The 17,123-nt window shown below is 55.8% G+C and carries 14 protein-coding genes and 4 pseudogenes; 12 read left to right on the forward strand and 6 right to left on the reverse strand.

The genetic code is table 11. From position 1 onward, the window contains the following. Positions 1-347 precede the first annotated feature (347 nt). Positions 348-1,412 (forward strand): hypothetical protein, encoded by a 1,065-nt coding sequence (locus GRI38_RS08200; RefSeq protein ID WP_141521573.1) that lies wholly within the window; start codon positions 348-350, stop codon positions 1,410-1,412. A gap of 52 nt (positions 1,413-1,464) precedes the next feature. Beyond that, complete coding sequence (locus GRI38_RS08205; RefSeq protein ID WP_160682558.1) at positions 1,465-2,121, forward strand: hypothetical protein; 657 nt, start codon at positions 1,465-1,467, stop codon at positions 2,119-2,121. Between the two features lie 149 nt (positions 2,122-2,270). Here GRI38_RS08205 and GRI38_RS08210 read toward each other — a convergent pair whose 3' ends face one another. The 4 genes from GRI38_RS08210 to GRI38_RS08225 form a co-directional block, all read right to left on the reverse strand. Next, positions 2,271-3,107, reverse strand: coding sequence for a BREX system ATP-binding domain-containing protein (locus GRI38_RS08210; protein WP_237487460.1), 837 nt, complete (start codon positions 3,105-3,107; stop codon positions 2,271-2,273). Between the two features lie 3 nt (positions 3,108-3,110). After that, complete coding sequence (locus GRI38_RS08215) at positions 3,111-5,630, reverse strand: tellurite resistance TerB family protein (protein ID WP_098106758.1); 2,520 nt, start codon at positions 5,628-5,630, stop codon at positions 3,111-3,113. A gap of 62 nt (positions 5,631-5,692) precedes the next feature. Next, entirely contained in the window at positions 5,693-6,610 is a 918-nt protein-coding gene (locus GRI38_RS08220) for a nucleotidyl transferase AbiEii/AbiGii toxin family protein (protein WP_160682560.1), read from the reverse strand. A 3-nt stretch (positions 6,611-6,613) separates the two neighbouring features. Further along, on the reverse strand, positions 6,614-7,402 hold the full coding sequence (locus tag GRI38_RS08225; RefSeq protein ID WP_098106762.1) for a type IV toxin-antitoxin system AbiEi family antitoxin: 789 nt from the start codon (positions 7,400-7,402) through the stop codon (positions 6,614-6,616). A 410-nt stretch (positions 7,403-7,812) separates the two neighbouring features. Here GRI38_RS08225 and GRI38_RS08230 point away from each other — a divergent pair, with 410 nt between their 5' ends. Together GRI38_RS08230 and GRI38_RS08235 are read left to right on the forward strand one after the other, a co-directional pair. Beyond that, on the forward strand, positions 7,813-8,019 hold the full coding sequence (locus GRI38_RS08230) for a helix-turn-helix transcriptional regulator (RefSeq protein WP_009802104.1): 207 nt from the start codon (positions 7,813-7,815) through the stop codon (positions 8,017-8,019). Then, positions 8,016-8,210: a helix-turn-helix domain-containing protein gene (locus GRI38_RS08235; RefSeq protein ID WP_098106764.1), complete on the forward strand. Its 195-nt coding sequence runs from the start codon at positions 8,016-8,018 to the stop codon at positions 8,208-8,210. The genes GRI38_RS08230 and GRI38_RS08235 overlap by 4 nt, the downstream gene beginning before the upstream one ends. 172 nt (positions 8,211-8,382) lie before the next feature. On the opposite strand, the pseudogene GRI38_RS08240 reads toward GRI38_RS08235, so the two are convergent. Further along, positions 8,383-8,946 (reverse strand): annotated as a pseudogene (locus tag GRI38_RS08240) (IS3 family transposase); the annotation flags it as partial. On the opposite strand from GRI38_RS08240, the pseudogene GRI38_RS08245 reads away from it, so the two are divergent. The 4 genes and pseudogenes from GRI38_RS08245 to GRI38_RS08260 form a co-directional block, all read left to right on the forward strand. After that, a pseudogene (locus tag GRI38_RS08245) lies at positions 8,942-9,463 on the forward strand (IS21 family transposase); the annotation flags it as partial. The pseudogenes GRI38_RS08240 and GRI38_RS08245 overlap by 5 nt on opposite strands. Next, positions 9,453-10,232, forward strand: a pseudogene (gene istB, locus GRI38_RS08250) (IS21-like element helper ATPase IstB). The pseudogenes GRI38_RS08245 and istB, both read left to right, overlap by 11 nt. A 65-nt stretch (positions 10,233-10,297) precedes the next feature. Beyond that, positions 10,298-10,480: pseudogene (locus GRI38_RS08255) on the forward strand (integrase core domain-containing protein); the annotation flags it as partial. Positions 10,481-10,792: 312 nt separating this feature from the next. Continuing rightward, a complete protein-coding gene (locus GRI38_RS08260; protein WP_098106014.1) occupies positions 10,793-11,449 on the forward strand; it encodes a TetR/AcrR family transcriptional regulator in 657 nt (218 codons plus the stop codon). 277 nt (positions 11,450-11,726) lie between these two features. Here GRI38_RS08260 and GRI38_RS08265 read toward each other — a convergent pair whose 3' ends face one another. After that, positions 11,727-13,358: an AMP-binding protein gene (locus tag GRI38_RS08265; protein WP_098106015.1), complete on the reverse strand. Its 1,632-nt coding sequence runs from the start codon at positions 13,356-13,358 to the stop codon at positions 11,727-11,729. Positions 13,359-13,598: 240 nt separating this feature from the next. Between GRI38_RS08265 and GRI38_RS08270 the strand changes: the two genes are divergently transcribed. From GRI38_RS08270 to GRI38_RS14345, 4 genes are all read left to right on the forward strand, one after another. Continuing rightward, positions 13,599-14,900, forward strand: a complete 1,302-nt coding sequence (locus tag GRI38_RS08270; RefSeq protein WP_199698818.1) for an aromatic ring-hydroxylating oxygenase subunit alpha — start codon at positions 13,599-13,601, stop codon at positions 14,898-14,900. A gap of 72 nt (positions 14,901-14,972) precedes the next feature. Next, the gene (locus GRI38_RS08275) at positions 14,973-15,461 is read left to right on the forward strand and encodes an aromatic-ring-hydroxylating dioxygenase subunit beta (RefSeq protein ID WP_160682562.1); all 489 of its coding nucleotides are present in this window, start codon (positions 14,973-14,975) and stop codon (positions 15,459-15,461) included. A 181-nt stretch (positions 15,462-15,642) separates the two neighbouring features. Further along, positions 15,643-16,686: a thiolase family protein gene (locus GRI38_RS08280; RefSeq protein WP_237487461.1), complete on the forward strand. Its 1,044-nt coding sequence runs from the start codon at positions 15,643-15,645 to the stop codon at positions 16,684-16,686. A gap of 2 nt (positions 16,687-16,688) precedes the next feature. Next, on the forward strand, positions 16,689-17,093 hold the full coding sequence (locus GRI38_RS14345; protein WP_119587920.1) for a Zn-ribbon domain-containing OB-fold protein: 405 nt from the start codon (positions 16,689-16,691) through the stop codon (positions 17,091-17,093). The last annotated feature ends 30 nt before the right edge of the window (positions 17,094-17,123 follow it).

Below are 17,123 nucleotides of genomic sequence, written 5' to 3' on the forward strand. Positions count from 1 at the left end.
CGCACAGAACATCGCAGAAGCCAAAGATGTTGGCGAAAATGATCAAGGACCATCACCCGCTCCTGTCGGGTGCGCCAGTCAACTGCCTCAGTGCGTTGTTTTCAAACAGAATTTGGCTGACTTGTAAAAAGCGTTCCTACGATTGACCCCACACAATGTGCGGGCTTTTCCGGCACATTCTGGGGCCGTTCGAGACATCTTGGCCCGAACCCGGGATTCAAATTGAGAGACAATGTTCGGTCATAGCGGGAGATCGAGTAGGATTCGCCTCTACCTTCCACCTGAGAAGGTTAGTTGCACGTTGCCGTTCGTGATATTCGCTCTTGATGGCCTCCATAGAGCATCACATGGCGCATCCCGATGTCTCGATCGAGGCGCACATTGGGAAATGCTGCCAAGCGCTGAGCGATGACCTTGCCGAGCGCACGCCGGTCTATCTCGACCTTCGATTTTGGGTAATTGCCCGCGAGGTCCGCAGCGGCATCCGCACCGACCCGCGCGAGAGAAAGCTAGTCCATCATCTAGAGCGACTGGCACACCAAGGTCGCATCTTTTGCCCGATCTCAGCGACGTCATTCTTGGAGCTGATGAAAATCGGTGATGATGCCCGTCGCCAGGCGACTTTGGAGGTCATCGAGGAATTGAGCTTGGGCGTGTCATTGATGCCCGAGCCGGAGCGAACCGAGGATGAGCTTGAGGCTGTCATTCACTGGTCGCTTGCACCGAACGCGACAGCCCTGCCGCGCGTGTGGACGCGCCTCGCCTACACCATGGGCAATTTCCATGTGAGCGACGATCGATTCCCGCCTGAAACGCAGTTGGCCATCCAAAAGGCGTTCTTCGATCATGTCTGGCAGCAGCCGCTCGCCGCCGTCGCTGGAGGCCTTGATCGCACCGAATTCGATATGACCCGCGACATGGCCGCGCTGGCCGACAAGCTCAATGAGGGCAATCGTGTCCATCAGGCGGAAATGACATCGTTCGAATCCGTGCTGTCGGATGAGTTGCGAGGCGTCGCTGAGGTGGCTGAGCCCATTCTTGGGCAGATTATCGCTCGGCTAGGCAATTTCGGACCTGATGTGGAGCGCTCCGAACAGAACAGCCAAATGGCCGTGAATCTCGTGCACGCCATGCTAGGCGGGGAGCATCGGAGCCGACTGCCGACAATCCATGTGCACGCCTGCCTGAATGCCCTCTTTCGTTGGGATTATCGCAGCAAGGCGATGACCGGAAATGATCTATTCGATTTTGGCCATGCGGCTGCGGCGCTGGGCTATTGCGATGCGTTTTTCACCGAGGCCGGAGTTACCCGGTCTATTAGACATCAGGGGCTCAGGCTCGATCAGCTCTATAGATGCGTGGTGACGAACGATGTCGATCAAGTGCTAAACTTTCTTCAATCGTTGAATTGAGGCTAGAGCTGCAATCAGGCGATCAAATCAGGGGCGAGTGACGATGTGCCTTGTGGAATCTTGGACGAATATTGATTGGGCCGCCACCGGGACGATGATGCAAGGTGTGGGAACGCTTGGCGGGGCGGTCGCCGTCTATGCTGCCGCAAGGATGGGCTTGTCAGCTTGGAAGCATCAAAAGCTGGCAGAGCGGAATCGGGATCAAGCCGAGGTCATCCTGCACGCGGCCTACAACGCGAGGCGTGCGCTGGGATACCTTCGATCGCCATGGATGTCTGGAGGGGAGCTAGCGGCAGCAGAAGAAAAATTGAACAGCAGTGAGCCGAAATGGCGAAACAGCATCGTCGAGGAAAAGCAAAAGCGTCTCATCACCGCTCAAGCCTATTACATGCGGGCCAATCAATTGCTCGACGATCGGACGAAGCTAGAGGATTGCCTGCCGATGGCGCGCGCGCTCTTCGGCGAGGACTTGGAAAACGCGATCGAGACGCTGCACCATCAATTCCATATCGTGCGGACATACGCCGACGCCTACGTTGACGATTACAACGGCACCGACCGCGATTTCACGGTCAAGATTCGCCGGGCATTGTTTGCCGCCAACAAGCGCACCGCGGGCGAGGAAAACGAGGTGTCGGATGCGATTGACACGTCAATTGCGACCATAGAGGCGATTTGCCTGCCTTACCTGCGAATGGAAGCGCTATAGCCTATCTGGAGAAGGGATCGAGCAAGATTCGAGACCGGATAGAAACCAATGGATAGGAATTTCATGGGCGTCCTTGCGGCTCGATCTGAAACTTACAACCGACCGAACGCTCAACCTTTCCCGCTTTTTCAATGCAGCGTTCGAAGGCTTCACGGTTTGCGCTGAAGATGCGCTGCGCTGCCGCCAATTCTTCCCACGCTTCCGGGTTCTGTGACCGGATCAACCGTATACCCGCTTCCAAAATGGTCGGTTCGCCAACCGCCTTGCGAGCGATCCTTTCGGGCCATTGCCAGCTTTCGGGCACAGACAAAGGCCGACATCAGTTTGAGGTGGTCGTAGACGCTGGCGTCATGGACGATAGTGCGAACACCAAGAGCCTTGCGAGCATCCGTTTTGGTTGCAAATTCGCCGCGCAGCCATCTGATCGCCGCCGATTTCAGCTCTTCATCGCCGGTTTCGTGCCCCTCCCAATACCGGCGGATCACCTGCGCGAAGTCGAAGCCTCCAGTCAGTTCTTCAAAATGGGCAAGGCGCTGGCGAATGATGTCATCTGTCGATTGTTCTTGCGCCTCGGCATCGTGCTGGGCCTGGCTGATAAACCGCTCGACAACATTCGACAATGCACCTCCATCTGGCTTGGTACGGGTTGCAAGATTTCGCGCCATCTCCGCGTAGAGGCCCCGTGCTTGCCCGCCGGTCGCGTGGATGCGGCGATCCGGGGCAAGGTCGGCAAACATGACGACCAGCCCCTTTTCGAGCGCGACAAGCCGGATCAGGTTCATGAAGAAGGTCTTGCCGGAGCCATACTCGCCGATGATGAAACGAATGGCTGAACCGCCATCGGCGATCCGGTCCATGTCCTTGACGAGTTCCTCGATCTCACGAGCTCGTCCAACCTGGATGTGCCGAAGCCCCAATTTGGGAACAACACCGGCGCGTAGCGCCTGAGCGATGGCGTCGCGTTCGCGCGGTTTCAGTCTCGACATGAATTAATCCCCCTTCGCCATCTCGGCTCGCAACGTATCGGCTATGTCCGGCGATACGTCATATCCGTCATATTCATCGAGCAAGGCCTCATCGAATTTCTCGAAAGCCCACTCGTTGACTACCTCAAGCGCGCCAGAGGGCATGAGCCCTTGCTTACTGGCGATCTCGTCAAACTCTTCGTCAGTCCAGTGATCGCGCTGGATTATCTGCTCTACAAGCATCGCGTGCTTGGGATCGAGGCCAGCCATTAACGATGGAAGAGCATGTGTTGCGGCGGCCTCGTCGCTCACGTCTTCGTCGGCCGAGAAAATCTCGCCCAGTACGCTTGAAACGCGCTCGGTGTCATTTCGAATAGCGGCAATACGCGCTGCATCGAGCGAACCGGCTTTGGCTTTCGGCTCGTCCGGTATTTGTTCGCCTGGTGCTTCAGCTTCGGCGGCTTTGACGCGAACAGGGCCGTCTGGCACGTCGCCAGCATGGAGGTCGGCGTAAACGAGGCCAGCATCGATCCCCAAAGCCTTGTAGATCTTCTCGATGCAAGCCACTTCTTCAGACTGAATCACGCTGTCAGCGTGGGCAATCGCGACAACTGCCGCGCGCAGGGCTAGATGATGCTCAGCGTCCGCATCTTTCAGCTTGCTGCGCAGCCATGACATGTCTGGCGGAACATCGAGATACCATTCGAGGTTGGCGTGAAGCCGCTTTCTTTCAAGCTCAGTCAGGCCGCTAACAGCATCGATCTTTTCACGGAGTGCCCTGCGTTCGGCTTCCACAATTTTGCTATCGGCATGTGCGACGAAGGTCGCCAGCGCTAGTTCGAACAATTCGGTTCGATAGGCCGGGGATACGTCTTCAAGCTGTTCGACCGGCTCGCCGAGTTCGAAGATCACAACGGGTTCGTCGATCTTCGGTCCGCGCAGCGAGAATCTTGGGTCTGGAGCCATACCGAATCCGATACGGGCGAGTGCATCTGCTGCGCCGGTGAGGTTCCGCTTGCCAAGCTTCTCCGGCGTTTCTCCTTCTAGGCGCGAGATCACATCAAGTGCTGGGACCAACCCGCCTGCGGCTACTTGTTCGCGCGCCCAGTCTTTGAGTTTTTCCAACTCGTCTGATGGGAACAGACTCCAAAGCTCAGCGGGTAGCAGCGCCTGTGCTTCAATGGTCCCCCGACCATCTGGATTTCGTCCAAGATATCGGCTGAACTTGTCGAGTTCATCCATAGCCTCATCTGCGATCTTCTGCGCCTTCTGCATTGGCGACCGCAAATCAGACACGTTGGGGATTTGAGCTTCTCGGCCGCCTTTCGCGCTAAGATTAACCGAGCAGTTGAATTCGCTGGAGGCGGCGCGATACGTCATAGCCAGCATTTTCCGAGGCGCTCGCACTTTCAAGCCATCGGGATGCAGCGCTCCGAACTTAAGCTTGAAGAGTGCTCGGAACTCTTCGTCACAACGCTCGGCAGGCGTGCGGAGGCGGCGTTCTGGATAACACAGCAACCACAGGAGGACCCAATCTGAGTCCAAGGCTTCGCCTTCGGAAATCATGCCTCCGAGGGCGAGCTTCAACAATAGGGGCAAATCCCAGCTGCGATTCTCCAAAATCGCCTGCTTTAGGGTGGGGTCGTCTGTTGAAAAGCCACCCAGTGCCGCCGCGCGGGCGATATTGAGGAATTCACCGAGATACCTTTGTGCGGAATGGTTGTGAGAAAAGAGGATCTTGAGGCGCTCAACCTCCGCTACGATTTCCTGCTTCTCATCCTCAGATGGCTGTTCGACCAGATACCGCCGCTCCAAGCCATAAAAGAACAGGAACATGTAGCCGGGGTCGATCGTCCCGTCTTGTCGCCCATCCGCAAGCCAATTTAGATAGGTGGCTCGGCAAACAGCCGGGATGTTCGAATAGCCCGGCCAATATGACATGTTAACGCCATTCCTGTCCGATCCAACCTGCGCGACGGACAACGATGGATCGATGTAGGCTCGACAGCTCTCGCCATAATGGGTTGAGCCGATGCGAGGCGGTTTGCCGACATAGACCATCCCATCGATCGTGCGACCTGCAATGGTGACGGATTGCCCTTTGCGCACCCAACCTTGGTGATGGCCTTGCGATCTCTCCGATGAACCTTGCTTTGGCCTCTTTGCTTCAGGCGAAAGCTTCTCTTCTTGGTCCGACCGACGCTGTAGTTCTGCAGATCGGGGCACTGCTTCCGCTGCAATTTGTGCCACGTTTCCGAGGTGGGGATCAAACTGAGCTAGCTGATCCGGTCTCGAATTCGTAGACGCTCTAACTTCGCGCGAAAATGGGGGAGATTGCAGCTTTTCAGGGGCGGTCGTCTCAGCAACTCGCGCGCTTCGACGCTTTTCGTACCACCAGACAAAAGCAATCGGCGCGAGGAGTGCGAACAATGCTTCAAGCGCATCGGGTAGACTGTCCAATGCAATTGCCGCGATTATTACGCAAACAAAGAAAGAGGCGACGTAAAGCCCGATAATGCGGATGATTTTCCAGACAATCGACATGCGCACTGCCTGCCATTTTGCGGATGAGAGGTCACGCTGATTTTCGCCAAGCGCATATTCGGTCAGCCGAGAAGTACTTTCTCCAGAACCTCGATCAGCTCTTTCCGCTTCTCAGACAGCATCTTTTCCAGATTCCGCTGCTTCCACAAGACTGCTGGCAAGTGCCTTGCTTCCGGTATGCCGAGAAGTTCCCAATTCGGGTCACCGCGCTTGAAGCCGATCAGGAACTGGTGGTGCGCGTCTGGCATCTCGCCAACCATTGTGGCGACGAGTGCCTCGCGGGTAGCCTCTAGATCGGCAAGCTCGACATTCTCTTGCGTCATGCCGACAAATCCGCGCTCAAATTCCTCCGCCAGCGGTTTGTGGGTCGGAGCGAGCACCTCGGCCATCGGGCGATTGTGGCTGATGAGGTAGACGAGGAATGCGCGCCGCAGTTCGTCACTTATTTCTTCGTTCGCCAGCAGGTCTCGCACGTCGAACAGGTCACGCGGGTGCTGGCGGTCCAGCGCCGCCACGATCTTTCCCGCATAAAGGTCGGGGAAGGAAACAACCTGCATTTCGGCGAAACCGAACGTGTCTTCGACTGCGGGAACGACGCTCATGACCACGGGGTCGTAGACGGTGCCACGCAAGACAGGCGTGACTTCGATCTTGATCTGCACACCTTCAGAGCGGACGATGAGCTTGGTGATGATGTTATCGCCTGCTGAACGTGATGGAGCGACCGCCGCGCCCGGTATCCCGCCTTCGATCCGCTCCTTGATCCGCACCATCGCCGCGTCGATAGCGGCGAGTGATGAAGCGCGATCCTCGACCGGCAAGTAGGTCAGGTCGATGTCAACCGAGAGGCGCGGCAAGTCGCGCACGAAGAGGTTGATCGCCGTGCCGCCCTTGAGCGCGAAACACTGCTCTTGCGCCACGAACGGTATGGTGCGGATCAGGAGGGCAACCTGCTGCCGATAAGCGTCCTGGAAGGCCATTTCCTATTGCCCTCCAAGATCGGCGGGCACCGTGATGTCGTATTGCGGATCGAGCTTACCCCCCTTCACCAGAACCCGTTTTCCGGAACCTAAATCGATCTTGGCCAAGTCGAGTTTCGATCGCCAAGCATGGCGGTGCCGGTCGGCAAAGAACAGGAACAGCCGCTTCACCTTGACGCTGGAGCAGGCTTCGAGAAGAGTTTGCAGGCGACGAGGGCTGAGATCGCTCAAGCCTTCCATTAAGGCATCGACCTGATGAAAGCTCTCATGCCTGGGCAGTTCGTCGAGCAATTCGAGAACGGCGCGCTCCTTGCTCGAATAGCGAACAGGCAATTGCACGCCAGCGGCACTATACATGGTAGGGCTTGGCAATGGCGGCGTGTCGGCATCTGTCGGAAACAGGCGCAAGCTGTTGTGCCATGCGAATGTCACTTCGAGCGGCAAATCACCCAGCCAGGTTGGCGGTCGTGTCGGTCCGTATAGGTGAACTGTCTGGACGTTTGCTGAAAGGTAGTGGGCATAGCCTTGCTGTTCGAGCGCGGTGCGACCGCCAACGGTCAGTGGAAGGTCAAGCATGGTCTGGAGCGAGATTACGACCTGCTGCCAGGTCATAGGCCCGCGTGAACGGCGATAGACCCGTCGCGCTGGGCTATCCAGCCAGCCGGAACTTACATACTGGCTACGCAGCGCGGACGAATAGCCATTGGCCTCCAGCCAGGCGGCATCGACCAGAAGTCCTTCCGGGAGCTCCTGCTGGAGTTGGTTTAGCTTGCTGTCCAAACGCGTAGCCATGCTTAGTGTTTTGCCACTTGTGTAAACTCGTGTCCAGTTTGAAATAACCTCAAAAGACTAAGCTTAACTTAGCGTTCTGGCAAAGAATCAAACCGCCTAACCAAGCCGACTGCGCGAAAGAAGACATGATTCGTGCGCGAAATCCGGCAACGCTGGCGCGGAAATCCGTCGCTGCCGTCGCAAATTCGCGCGTGCCAGCCGTAAATTCGCGTCGAACGAAAAAAATCTCAAAACCAAGGGCAACGGAGCGGTTTGTCCGTAAAGGTCTCGAACCGTCCATAGTCGGTTCAAATCGTGCAAATCGTTGAAGAATTGCCCGAATTCCAACTGAACCGGGCGCTTGCGCCTTTCAGAAAAAGTTCTCATTATGTTCCGGAGAGGGGCTGCCGATACCAAAGAGAGAATGCCCCATGTCGAATACCGAACGCATCATCCGCCTCAAGACCGTGCTCGACCGCACCGGCCTTTCCCGCTCCACCATTTATCGTAAGATCGCAGAGGGCACGTTTCCGTCGCAGGTCAAGATCAGCATCCACGGCGCGGGCTGGCACGAGTCTGCCATCAATCGCTGGATTGCCGATCCCGCTCACTATCGTGAAGAGGAACCAGCAGAATGAGCGGCCATCAAACCGTCGAGCCGATCTGCGTCCGGATCAATGACGCTGCCCTTATGATCGGCGTAGGGCGCACGAAGCTCTATGAGCTGATTGCGACGGGCGAACTCGAAACCGTGAAGATCGGCAAGGCAACGCGCGTCATTACCTCCAGTTTGCATGACCTGGTCAAAAGGCAGCGCGCTTCGAACTGAGCCGCCTGAGCAAGAACGTGGCTCTAAAACTTTCCTCCGGTTTGGATCGCAGCATCCCTCACCTGTGCAGCATAGCGCACAAGGGATGATCCGAGCGTCAAACCTTGTATGGAAACATGGGACATCTCCGGTCTGCCAATCACCGAAGTTAACGCCTTTGTGACCTGCCCCATCAGGGTGGTCCAACGGTTAAGTTAGAGTTCCGGCGGTTATGGTCGCCCTGCTGGGCGGCCTGAAGCGTAGCGTAAGGTAGTCTAGCAGGGCGATGCAAGATCGTTTGTGGTGCGGGCGGCTTGTATCCGAGCGATGAGTGCGGCCGGATGGTGTTGTAGTGGATGCGCCAGCGCTCGATCAGGATGACCGCTTCCTTGAGGGTGTAGAAGATCTCGCCGTTGAGCAGTTCATCCCTGAGCTTGCCGTTGAAGCTTTCATTGTAACCGTTCTCCCATGGTGATCCTGGCTCGATGTAGAGCGTCTTCACGCCGATCCGACCAAGCCAGTCGCGCACGGCGTGTGCGGTAAACTCAGCCCCATTGTCCGAGCGGATGTGATCGGGCGGACCGTGCCGCTGGAACAGCTCAGTGAGCACCGCCAGCACGTCATCGCTCTTCAACTTGCGTTGGACATGGATCGCCAGGCACTGCCTCGTGTGCTCATCGATCACCGTCAGCATGCGGAACACCTTTCCGTCACGCGTGCGATCCATGACGAAGTCATAGCTCCAGACGTGACCAGGATCCTTCGCGAGCCGGCCCGTAAGTCTGCGGATCTATCCCGACCGTATTGTCATCGCCGCCGAAGGGCAGGTGCTATGCGAACATCGGCGGCTTATCACGCGGGCGCATCATCTGCGGGGCCAGACAGTCTATACTGGCGGCATTATCTCGCAGTAATCCAGCGCAAGCCCGGAGCCCTGCGCGACGGCGCCCCCTTTACCGGGATGCCCGATGCCTTCCGCCAGTTGCAGTCACACCTTCTCAGCACCCCGGCGGCGACAGGGAGATGGTCGATATCCTCTCGCTGTTTCTGCATCCCGATGAGCAGGCGGTGCTATGTGCGGTCGAGCTGGCGCTGGAAGCCGACGTTCCCACCAAGACCATATCGTCAACCTGCTGCATCGGCTGATCGATGATAAGCCGAGCAGTGTCGAGGTGATCGATGCCCCGCAGGCGCTCAGCCTGAACCGCGAGCCAAAGGCCAATGTGGCACGATACGATACCCTGCGCGGAAAGGATCTTCGCCTTGCGTCATGATCCTGCCAGCGCGGCTGTGGTGGTCATGCTGCGTGGCCTGAAGATGTACGGCATGGCGCAGGCTGCCGACGACCTGATCGAGCAGGGAGCCCCAGCCTTCGGTACGGCGGTTCCGATCCTTTCCCAGCTGCTCAAGGCCGAGGTAGCCGAACGCGAGGTTCGCTCGATCGCCTACCAGATGAAGGCCGCCCGCTTCCCGGCCTACGTGGATCTGGCCACCTTCGATTTTGCGTCCAGCGAAGCGAACGAGGCCATGATCCGCCAGCTCCATCGCGGCGAGTTTATCGATGGCGCCCACAACGTCGTTCTGATCGGTGGCCCGAGCACCGGCAAGACCCATATCGCCACTGCGCTGGGAGATTAGGCAGTCGAGCACCACCGCAAAAAGGTGCGCTTCTCTTCCACGGTCGATCTGGTAAACGCGCTGGAGCAGGAAAAAGTGATGAACAAGGCTGGCCAGCTTGCCGAGCGGCTTCTGCGGCTCGACCTCGTGATCCTCGACGAGCTTGGATATCTGCCGTTCAGCCCGTCAGGCGGGCATTGCTGTTCCACCTGCTCAGCAAACTCTACGAGCGCACCAGCGTCGTCATCACGACCAACCTGAGCTTCTCGGAATGGGCCAGCGTGTTCGGCGATGCCAAGATGACCACTGCATTGCTCGACCGACTGACCCCATCACTGCCACATCTTCGAAACCGGCAATAACAGCTTCCGCTTCAAGGCATCCGCTGTCAAGAGCAAACAGAAAAAGGAGACCACACAACACTAGACCAAATCCGAAGCCGGGAGAAAATAACCCTCCCGCAACCCGGGTCACATCTCAGCGAAAATCAACAGGCGCAGATCGAGGCCTTCGTTGAGCATTACAATCACCAGCGCTACCATGAGAGCCTGAGCAACGTGACGCCCGCAGGCGCCTACTTCGGCAGAGCTCCAGCCATCATCCAACAACGAGAAAGGATCAAACGCAAGACCATCGCACATCGGCGCTTGCAGCACCGCAAGCTTGCCGCCTAACATCAACCCCAGACAAGGCCGACGCTTCGCTAATTTACGCCGCGAATTGTGCCAGATGTTCTGACGACTGACTTGGTTGGGGTGTTTTGTTCACGCGAACCTCTGGGCGCAGCCGTAGATTTATGGCTGATTGAGCTTGCCTGATGGTATCATGAGTGCATTGCCGGTATGACATCCTTGCAATATCCCGCCTCTATCTCGCGAGCAATGGCGGTTTCCTGCTCCGCTCTGTTCGTCCGTTTCCGTGTCAAGACTGAAAAGACCACTAAATGATGCATCACCTAGACCAAAAAGCGATACGAAAGGCCGATAATGGCACGTCAAAATCTCGCCTGTGATAGTGAGCCCAACCTCCGCCGTGAACAGCTCTTACAGGCGGCGGCGCTGCTCTTCCAGAAAAATGGATATCAGGGCGCTACAGTGAGACAGATTGCAGATGCTACGGGCCTGACCTCCGGCAGCATCTTTTACTACTTTAAAAGTAAAGAAGACTTGCTCGAAGAAATAATTTCGCAGGCGATGAAGTCTGGACTGCAAATTGTTCACGAACATCTTTCAACCGCAACGGGCCCCTTGTCTAGATTCCAGGCTCTCGCCCTTGCGCACCTTACGGCTATAATGGGACCGTTGGGTTCAGCTCATGAGGTCTCCTTTCGAGATTGGAAATTGCTTTCTCCCGATGCAAGGGACCGATTGCGCACAGTCAACCAACAGTATCGCGAGGTGTGGATGCAGGTTCTGAACGAACTCAAATCAAATCAGTACCTGCTCAGCGATCCAGAGCGTTGTCGGCTTTACATGCTTGCTGCACTGAATTGGGGCCCCGCCCGAAAAAACCTCACAGAATCTTCTCAACTTGCAAGTGCCGCCAACCTCTTCTGTTCAATTGCGCTCAATCTAGATGAAGAAGAGTTTCATAAACTTTGTGCTGCGGAGAAGAGCGGCGACAAGCCGAAAGACGTAGATTGATGTAGAAATAAGAGGGTCTTACTGTTTTTGCGCTACAGATCTAGCGCGGACCCATGCATCCTTCAGCGAGGCTGACATGATCCGCAATTTTTCCAATCTGCATCCTTGCACAAGAGAATGACCCTGCCTGGAACCGGGCCCCACGCTCAAGCGCTGGTAGAGGGTCCAGGACCGGGCTGGCGCATTCATTCCATCTTGACCGTCGACGATTGAAGCCATCGCTTTCTATCCCGATCCGCGCTCAACAAGACGCTCGCCAATTTCTCACGCAAGAAATTCAAGAAAAGGGTGACAAGGCCTTCGCCTTCTCGCGAAGTTCGTATTTCTGGATCTTTCCTGTGGCTGTCTTGGGAAGCTCTTGAAGAGTGACGCGGGTCGGGCATTTGAAATGAGCGAGATGGTCTCGACAAAAGGCAATAATCTCGTCGGGGTCAGCGCTTTTGTTTGCGACAGTTTCGATGAAAGCGTGTGGCGTTTCCCCCCACTTTTCATGGGGGGCGGCCACTACCGCTGCTGCGGAAACAGCGGGATGTTTATATAGAACTTCTTCTATCTCAATGCTGGAGATATTCTCTCCGCCGGATATAATGATATCTTTGGAACGATCTTTGATCTCTACGTAGCCGCCGGGGTACCAGACGGCCAGATCGCCGCTGTGGAAATAGCCGCCAGAGAGCGCTTCCCGTGTTGCTTCGGGGTTTTTATAGTAACCAGTCATTACCACGTTACCTCGGAACATGACTTCCCCGATCGTCACGCCATCTTGTGGAACCGGCAGCATTGTCTCGGGATTTATTACAGCTATCTCTTCCACAACTGGGTAGCCGACGCCTTGACGCGCCATCAGCGTGGCCTGCTCGTCTTGAGATAACGCATCCCACTCCGGGTGCCATTCACAGACAGCACAGGGTCCGTAGACTTCAGTCAACCCGTATGTATGTGTGATATCGAAGCCGGTCGCACTGGCCTTGGCCAACAAGGACGAGGGGGGCGCAGCACCCGCCGTCATAATGGAGAGGGGTGCCCGCTCAGTGGTGATTGCGTTGGCGGCATCGACCAGCATTCTCACTACGATCGGCGCCCCGCACAAATGTGTAACCTTGTGCTTCTCAATCAAATCGAGAAGCGCGTTGGGATCGACCCCGCGAACGCAAACATTCACTCCCGCCTGCAATGCGATTGTCCAGGGAAAGCACCAGCCATTGCAATGAAACAGGGGAAGGGACCAGAGGTAAACGCAGAACCGTGGCAACCCCCACGAAAGCGAGTTGCCTATTGCGTTCAGATAAGCCCCGCGATGATGAAGTAAAACGCCTTTGGGATCACCGGTTGTGCCAGAGGTATAGTTAAGAGCGATCGGATCAAGTTCGTTCAGATTGGGCGCTGGAAGATCGGTGATCGCCTCGCTCAGGAATTCCTCGTAGGATAATTGCGCAAAAGTAGGTTTGCTGCCGCTCGCCGCGTCCTCAATGTCGATCACCAGAAGGTTGCGTGTGCAATTGGAAATCGCTTCACCGGCAACCTTTGCATAGTGCCGGTCGACGAGGAAGACTCGCGTTTCTGCATGCTCAAGAATGAAAGCAATTGCATCGGGGTCAAGACGCGTGTTGATCGCATTGATGACACCCCCCGCCATAGGAATTCCGAAACTGGCCTCCAGCGCAGCGGGAATATTATCTGCCAAAATCGAAACTTTCTCGCCGCTTTTAACGCCTCTTCCGGCCAGAGCTCCAGCCAGATTGTAGCAGCGGTTTGCGAATTGCGCCCAGGTCCAGCTACGCTCCTCAAAGATCACAGCCACATGATGACCAAAGACTTGTGCGGTGCGCTGTAGAAAGCTCAACGGCGTCAACGGTGAATAATTGGCCTGGTGACCGATATTCTCTGGATTCCCGCTACCCTTCGTCATTCCGATCTCCCTAAAAATCGAATATAGTGATATTTTTCGCAAAAATTGCCGATCTGAATATACAGATATATTCACTAATGGCTTCAGCCACGGTTGCTCTCTTTCCCTCGCTTATCTCCGACAAGTGACGGGCGGAGGCCCCTTGACGAGCTGTTAGGTGCGACCTAGCTTCTAATCAAGCGCTCGATTAGCGATTCGACATCCATCAGGCGGCGTGCAACAAAGGACAGGAGGCTCAAAGTGCTAGATAATTCCAGGCCATCCGAAGGAATTCGCTTCGAAGAACTGATTCTCGACGACCGCGTACATTCTACTCTCTACACCGACAGCGAGGTATTCGAGGCCGAGATGGACTCCATTTTTCGCAATGGATGGGTCTTCATTTGTCACGATTCGGAAATTCCCAAGGCGGGCGATTTCGTAAGGCGTAATGTGGGGCGCGACCCGGTTTTTGCCGTCCGCGGTCGTGATGGCGAGATCTCCGTCATCGTCAATCGCTGTGCGCATCGCGGCAATATCATCTGCCAAGAGGAACGTGGCAATGCCAAGGCGTTTGTCTGCCAGTATCATGGTTGGGCTTACGACACGAAGGGTGGACTTGTTGATGTGCCGTATCCAGCCGGTTTCAAGGGCGATTTTTCTTGTCACGGTCTGGAGCGTCTCGCGAAAGTGGACAGCTATCAGGGTTTCGTGTTCGCAAGCTTTAACCCCACTGTGCCATCGTTGGGCGACCATCTGGGTCGCGCGACAGAATTGATCGATCGTGCGGTCGAGATGTCGCCGGTAGGGAGGATCAATTTATCAGGCGGTTGGGTTCGCCATCAATTGAACTGCAATTGGAAGATGCTTCCAGAGAATGACACCGATGGCTACCATGTGAACTTCGTCCACCCTTCCTTCGCGCAGGCTATCAGATCCAATTATGACGAAGCGGTGCTGCAGGATGAGGAAAGTCTGAAATCCGAGGCAAAGGACTGGGGAAATGGTCACACTGAGCTGAACTTTTCGCCGTCATATTCCCGCCCGCTCGAATGGTTTGGCTGTGCAGAGGATAGGTATCCTTCTTATTCAAAAGCCCTCAGGGAAGCGTACGGTCAGGAAAAGGGTGATAAGATATTGCTCGATGGGCCGCCGCATGCGGTAATTTTCCCCAACCTGTTCCTCGGGGAAATGAACATCGTTCGGTTTGAGCCCGTCGCGCCGGGCGTATGCCTCCACATCCACACGCCGATGTATCTCGAAGGCGTGGATGACGATGTAAATCAGCGGATCTTGCGTCAATCAGAAGGGGCGTTGGGTCCGACGGCATTTTTGCTCGCTGATGACAGCGTGATCGCGGAGCGGACGCAGCTCGCCTTGGCCGGAAAGGGTGGCTGGCTTGATCTCAGCCGTGGCGCCGAAAGAGAGGTAACTGACGATAATGGTGTCGTAGTGGGCCATTTGACCGATGAGACATCCAATCGAGGGTTTTGGCGACACTACAAGCAAGTGATGCAGGGTCCAGATCAAAGTTCTCCGACCGCTGCTGCTGCCGCCGCTTGATATCGAAGCCTCAGGATTCTCTAGCGACTATTCAGGTCGACCTTGATTCCCCAAGTAAAAAGATTGCGAAAAATGGTTACAATAGAAGAGCGCCTGCGGGTTGAAGAATTCTTGTTCAAGGAGGCGCGTCTCGCAGACGAATCGCGCTATTCGGAATGGGAGGCTCTGGCGGAGGATGACATGCATTACTGGGTTCCTGCCGAGGCGGGACAGGATCCGGATGATGGTCGGATTTCTATCCTCAACGACAACCGCACCAGGCTGGCCACGCGTATCCGCCAGTTGAACACCGGTGTGCGGCATGCGCAGGTTCCACCTTCTCGTATGTGCAGGATCATATCGAACGTTGAAATCGAAACAATTGCTGATGGTGAGTATTTCGTTCGTTCGAATGTGATTCTCTACGAATATCGCATTCAGGCAGACAAAGAGATGGAAGTTTGGCCTGCGCGTGTCGAGCATAAACTTCGAATGCGAGATGGCGAGATGAAAATGTTCAGCAAGCACATCCTCCTGCTCAATTCTGAAGGACCGGTGCGGGGTCTTTCATTCATCATCTAGGGTCCGTCGACTAGTTTTTATGGAGCTTGGTTTGGGAAAAGTGAAGGCAGTCAGAAAATTCGTAGCGAAGGCCGCGATTACCGGGCTGGGGCAAAGCACTTTTTCCCGCGAACCGGGCTCTTCGCCTAGGGCGCTTGCTGCGCAAGCCTGTCTCGCAGCGCTGGCTGACAGGTCAGCGGGAGTGGACATAATTGATGGGCTGCTGTTGAACAGAAGCCCGATCGAGCCAAGTGAGGTTCTACCACTGCATCTTAAGCGCGATCTGGGTCTTGGCGATCTGTCATTGCTGGCGAGCATTGAGGCAGAAGGCAGTTCGGCAATACAGATGATCCAGTATGCGGCGCTCGCTATCGAAGCTGGTTGCGCAAGCAATGTCTTGTGCGTTTTCGCAGATGCTCCTGTCCGAAGCGCCGGGGCGGCCAAAACCTATTCTGGCTCGATGGATCTGACTGGCCTTCCTGGTTGGGATGCGAGCAGCGGTTTGCATGGCGCGGTCGGCGCATTCGCGATTTCTGCGCAGCGGTATTTTCATGTTTATGGAGCTGATGACCGGGCTCTCTATGCTGCGGCCTCCGCCGACAGGGCTTGGGCATCGCTTAACCCGCAGGCGTTTATTAGAGGGCCACTGGGGGAGGATGATTACTTCAACTCTCGCTGGATTGTGGAGCCGCTAAGGCTCTTCGACTGTGCCTTTCCGGTCAACGGCGCGGTTGCCGTAATCGTCAGTTCGCTGGACGAAGCGGACAATTGCCCTAAGCAGCCAGCCTACCTCCATGCGTTCGGACAAGGTCATTCTGGAGCGCGCAACCTTGCCGGCAATAGTCCTGAGACGCAGACCGGTGCCGAAATTGCTTCAGCTAAATTGCTTGAGACACTTGGTGCCACACCGGCACTCTACGATTATTGTGAACTGTATAGCCCATTTACAATCACCTCGATACTTGCACTCGAAGGGTATGGCCTGTGCCAGCCTGGCGAAGCACCAGACCTTATTGCCAGCGGCACGACAAAACCGGGCGGGAAGCTTCCAGTAAATACCGGAGGAGGCCATCTTTCCTCCTACTATCTGCAAGGCATGACTCCGGTTCATGAGGCCGTGGTTCAAGCCCGTGGCGATGGCGGGGAGCGTCAGGTGCCCAAGAACGATATCGGACTTGTGACCGGCTTTGGCGGAAGGATGGAATATCATTCGGCGATGACCATCAGTCCGCACAGGGAGCTATAAAGATGTCGGGCGGCGGTAGCAGTATCCCGAATGCAGTCGACGATCCGTTCTCGGGCAAGATCCGCCAGCTTGCGGAGGCGGGGCGACTATGTTGCCTGCAATGCGCGGACGGTTGCGGCGTGGTCGATTATGCCGCGCGGATATGCCCGAAATGTGCCGGTCCACTTGAGGTCTCGGAAACAAAGGGCTTCGGGGAGATATATTCTTTCGTCATATATCACACAAAATACGATCCGGAACTCGATCCTCCCTATACTACCATTCTCGTCGAGCTTGATGAGGGGTGCAGGCTCACCGCGTTACTCGAAGATGACGGTTCGGGTGCGCCTACGATTGGGGATCCAGTAAGTTTCAAAGAAATTCAGAACGGCAGGGTTTGGTTCCAATCATGCCGATCAAATAACTAATAGAGCAAGTAAGTTGTTCATCAAAACTAA

Source organism: Parapontixanthobacter aurantiacus, assembly GCF_009827635.1.
Taxonomy (GTDB): Bacteria; Pseudomonadota; Alphaproteobacteria; order Sphingomonadales; family Sphingomonadaceae; genus Parapontixanthobacter; species Parapontixanthobacter aurantiacus.

Coding starts and splice junctions, on each gene's coding strand:
- GRI38_RS08275 (WP_160682562.1), top strand. CDS start 14,973: ATGGTTACAATAGAAGAGCGCCTGCGGGTTGAAGAATTCTTGTTCAAG.
- GRI38_RS14345 (WP_119587920.1), top strand. CDS start 16,689: ATGTCGGGCGGCGGTAGCAGTATCCCGAATGCAGTCGACGATCCGTTC.
- GRI38_RS08260 (WP_098106014.1), top strand. CDS start 10,793: ATGGCACGTCAAAATCTCGCCTGTGATAGTGAGCCCAACCTCCGCCGT.
- GRI38_RS08235 (WP_098106764.1), top strand. CDS start 8,016: ATGAGCGGCCATCAAACCGTCGAGCCGATCTGCGTCCGGATCAATGAC.
- GRI38_RS08200 (WP_141521573.1), top strand. CDS start 348: ATGGCGCATCCCGATGTCTCGATCGAGGCGCACATTGGGAAATGCTGC.
- GRI38_RS08220 (WP_160682560.1), bottom strand. CDS start 6,610: ATGGCCTTCCAGGACGCTTATCGGCAGCAGGTTGCCCTCCTGATCCGC.
- GRI38_RS08215 (WP_098106758.1), bottom strand. CDS start 5,630: ATGTCGATTGTCTGGAAAATCATCCGCATTATCGGGCTTTACGTCGCC.
- GRI38_RS08265 (WP_098106015.1), bottom strand. CDS start 13,358: ATGACGAAGGGTAGCGGGAATCCAGAGAATATCGGTCACCAGGCCAAT.
- GRI38_RS08225 (WP_098106762.1), bottom strand. CDS start 7,402: ATGGCTACGCGTTTGGACAGCAAGCTAAACCAACTCCAGCAGGAGCTC.
- GRI38_RS08210 (WP_237487460.1), bottom strand. CDS start 3,107: ATGTCGAGACTGAAACCGCGCGAACGCGACGCCATCGCTCAGGCGCTA.
- GRI38_RS08230 (WP_009802104.1), top strand. CDS start 7,813: ATGTCGAATACCGAACGCATCATCCGCCTCAAGACCGTGCTCGACCGC.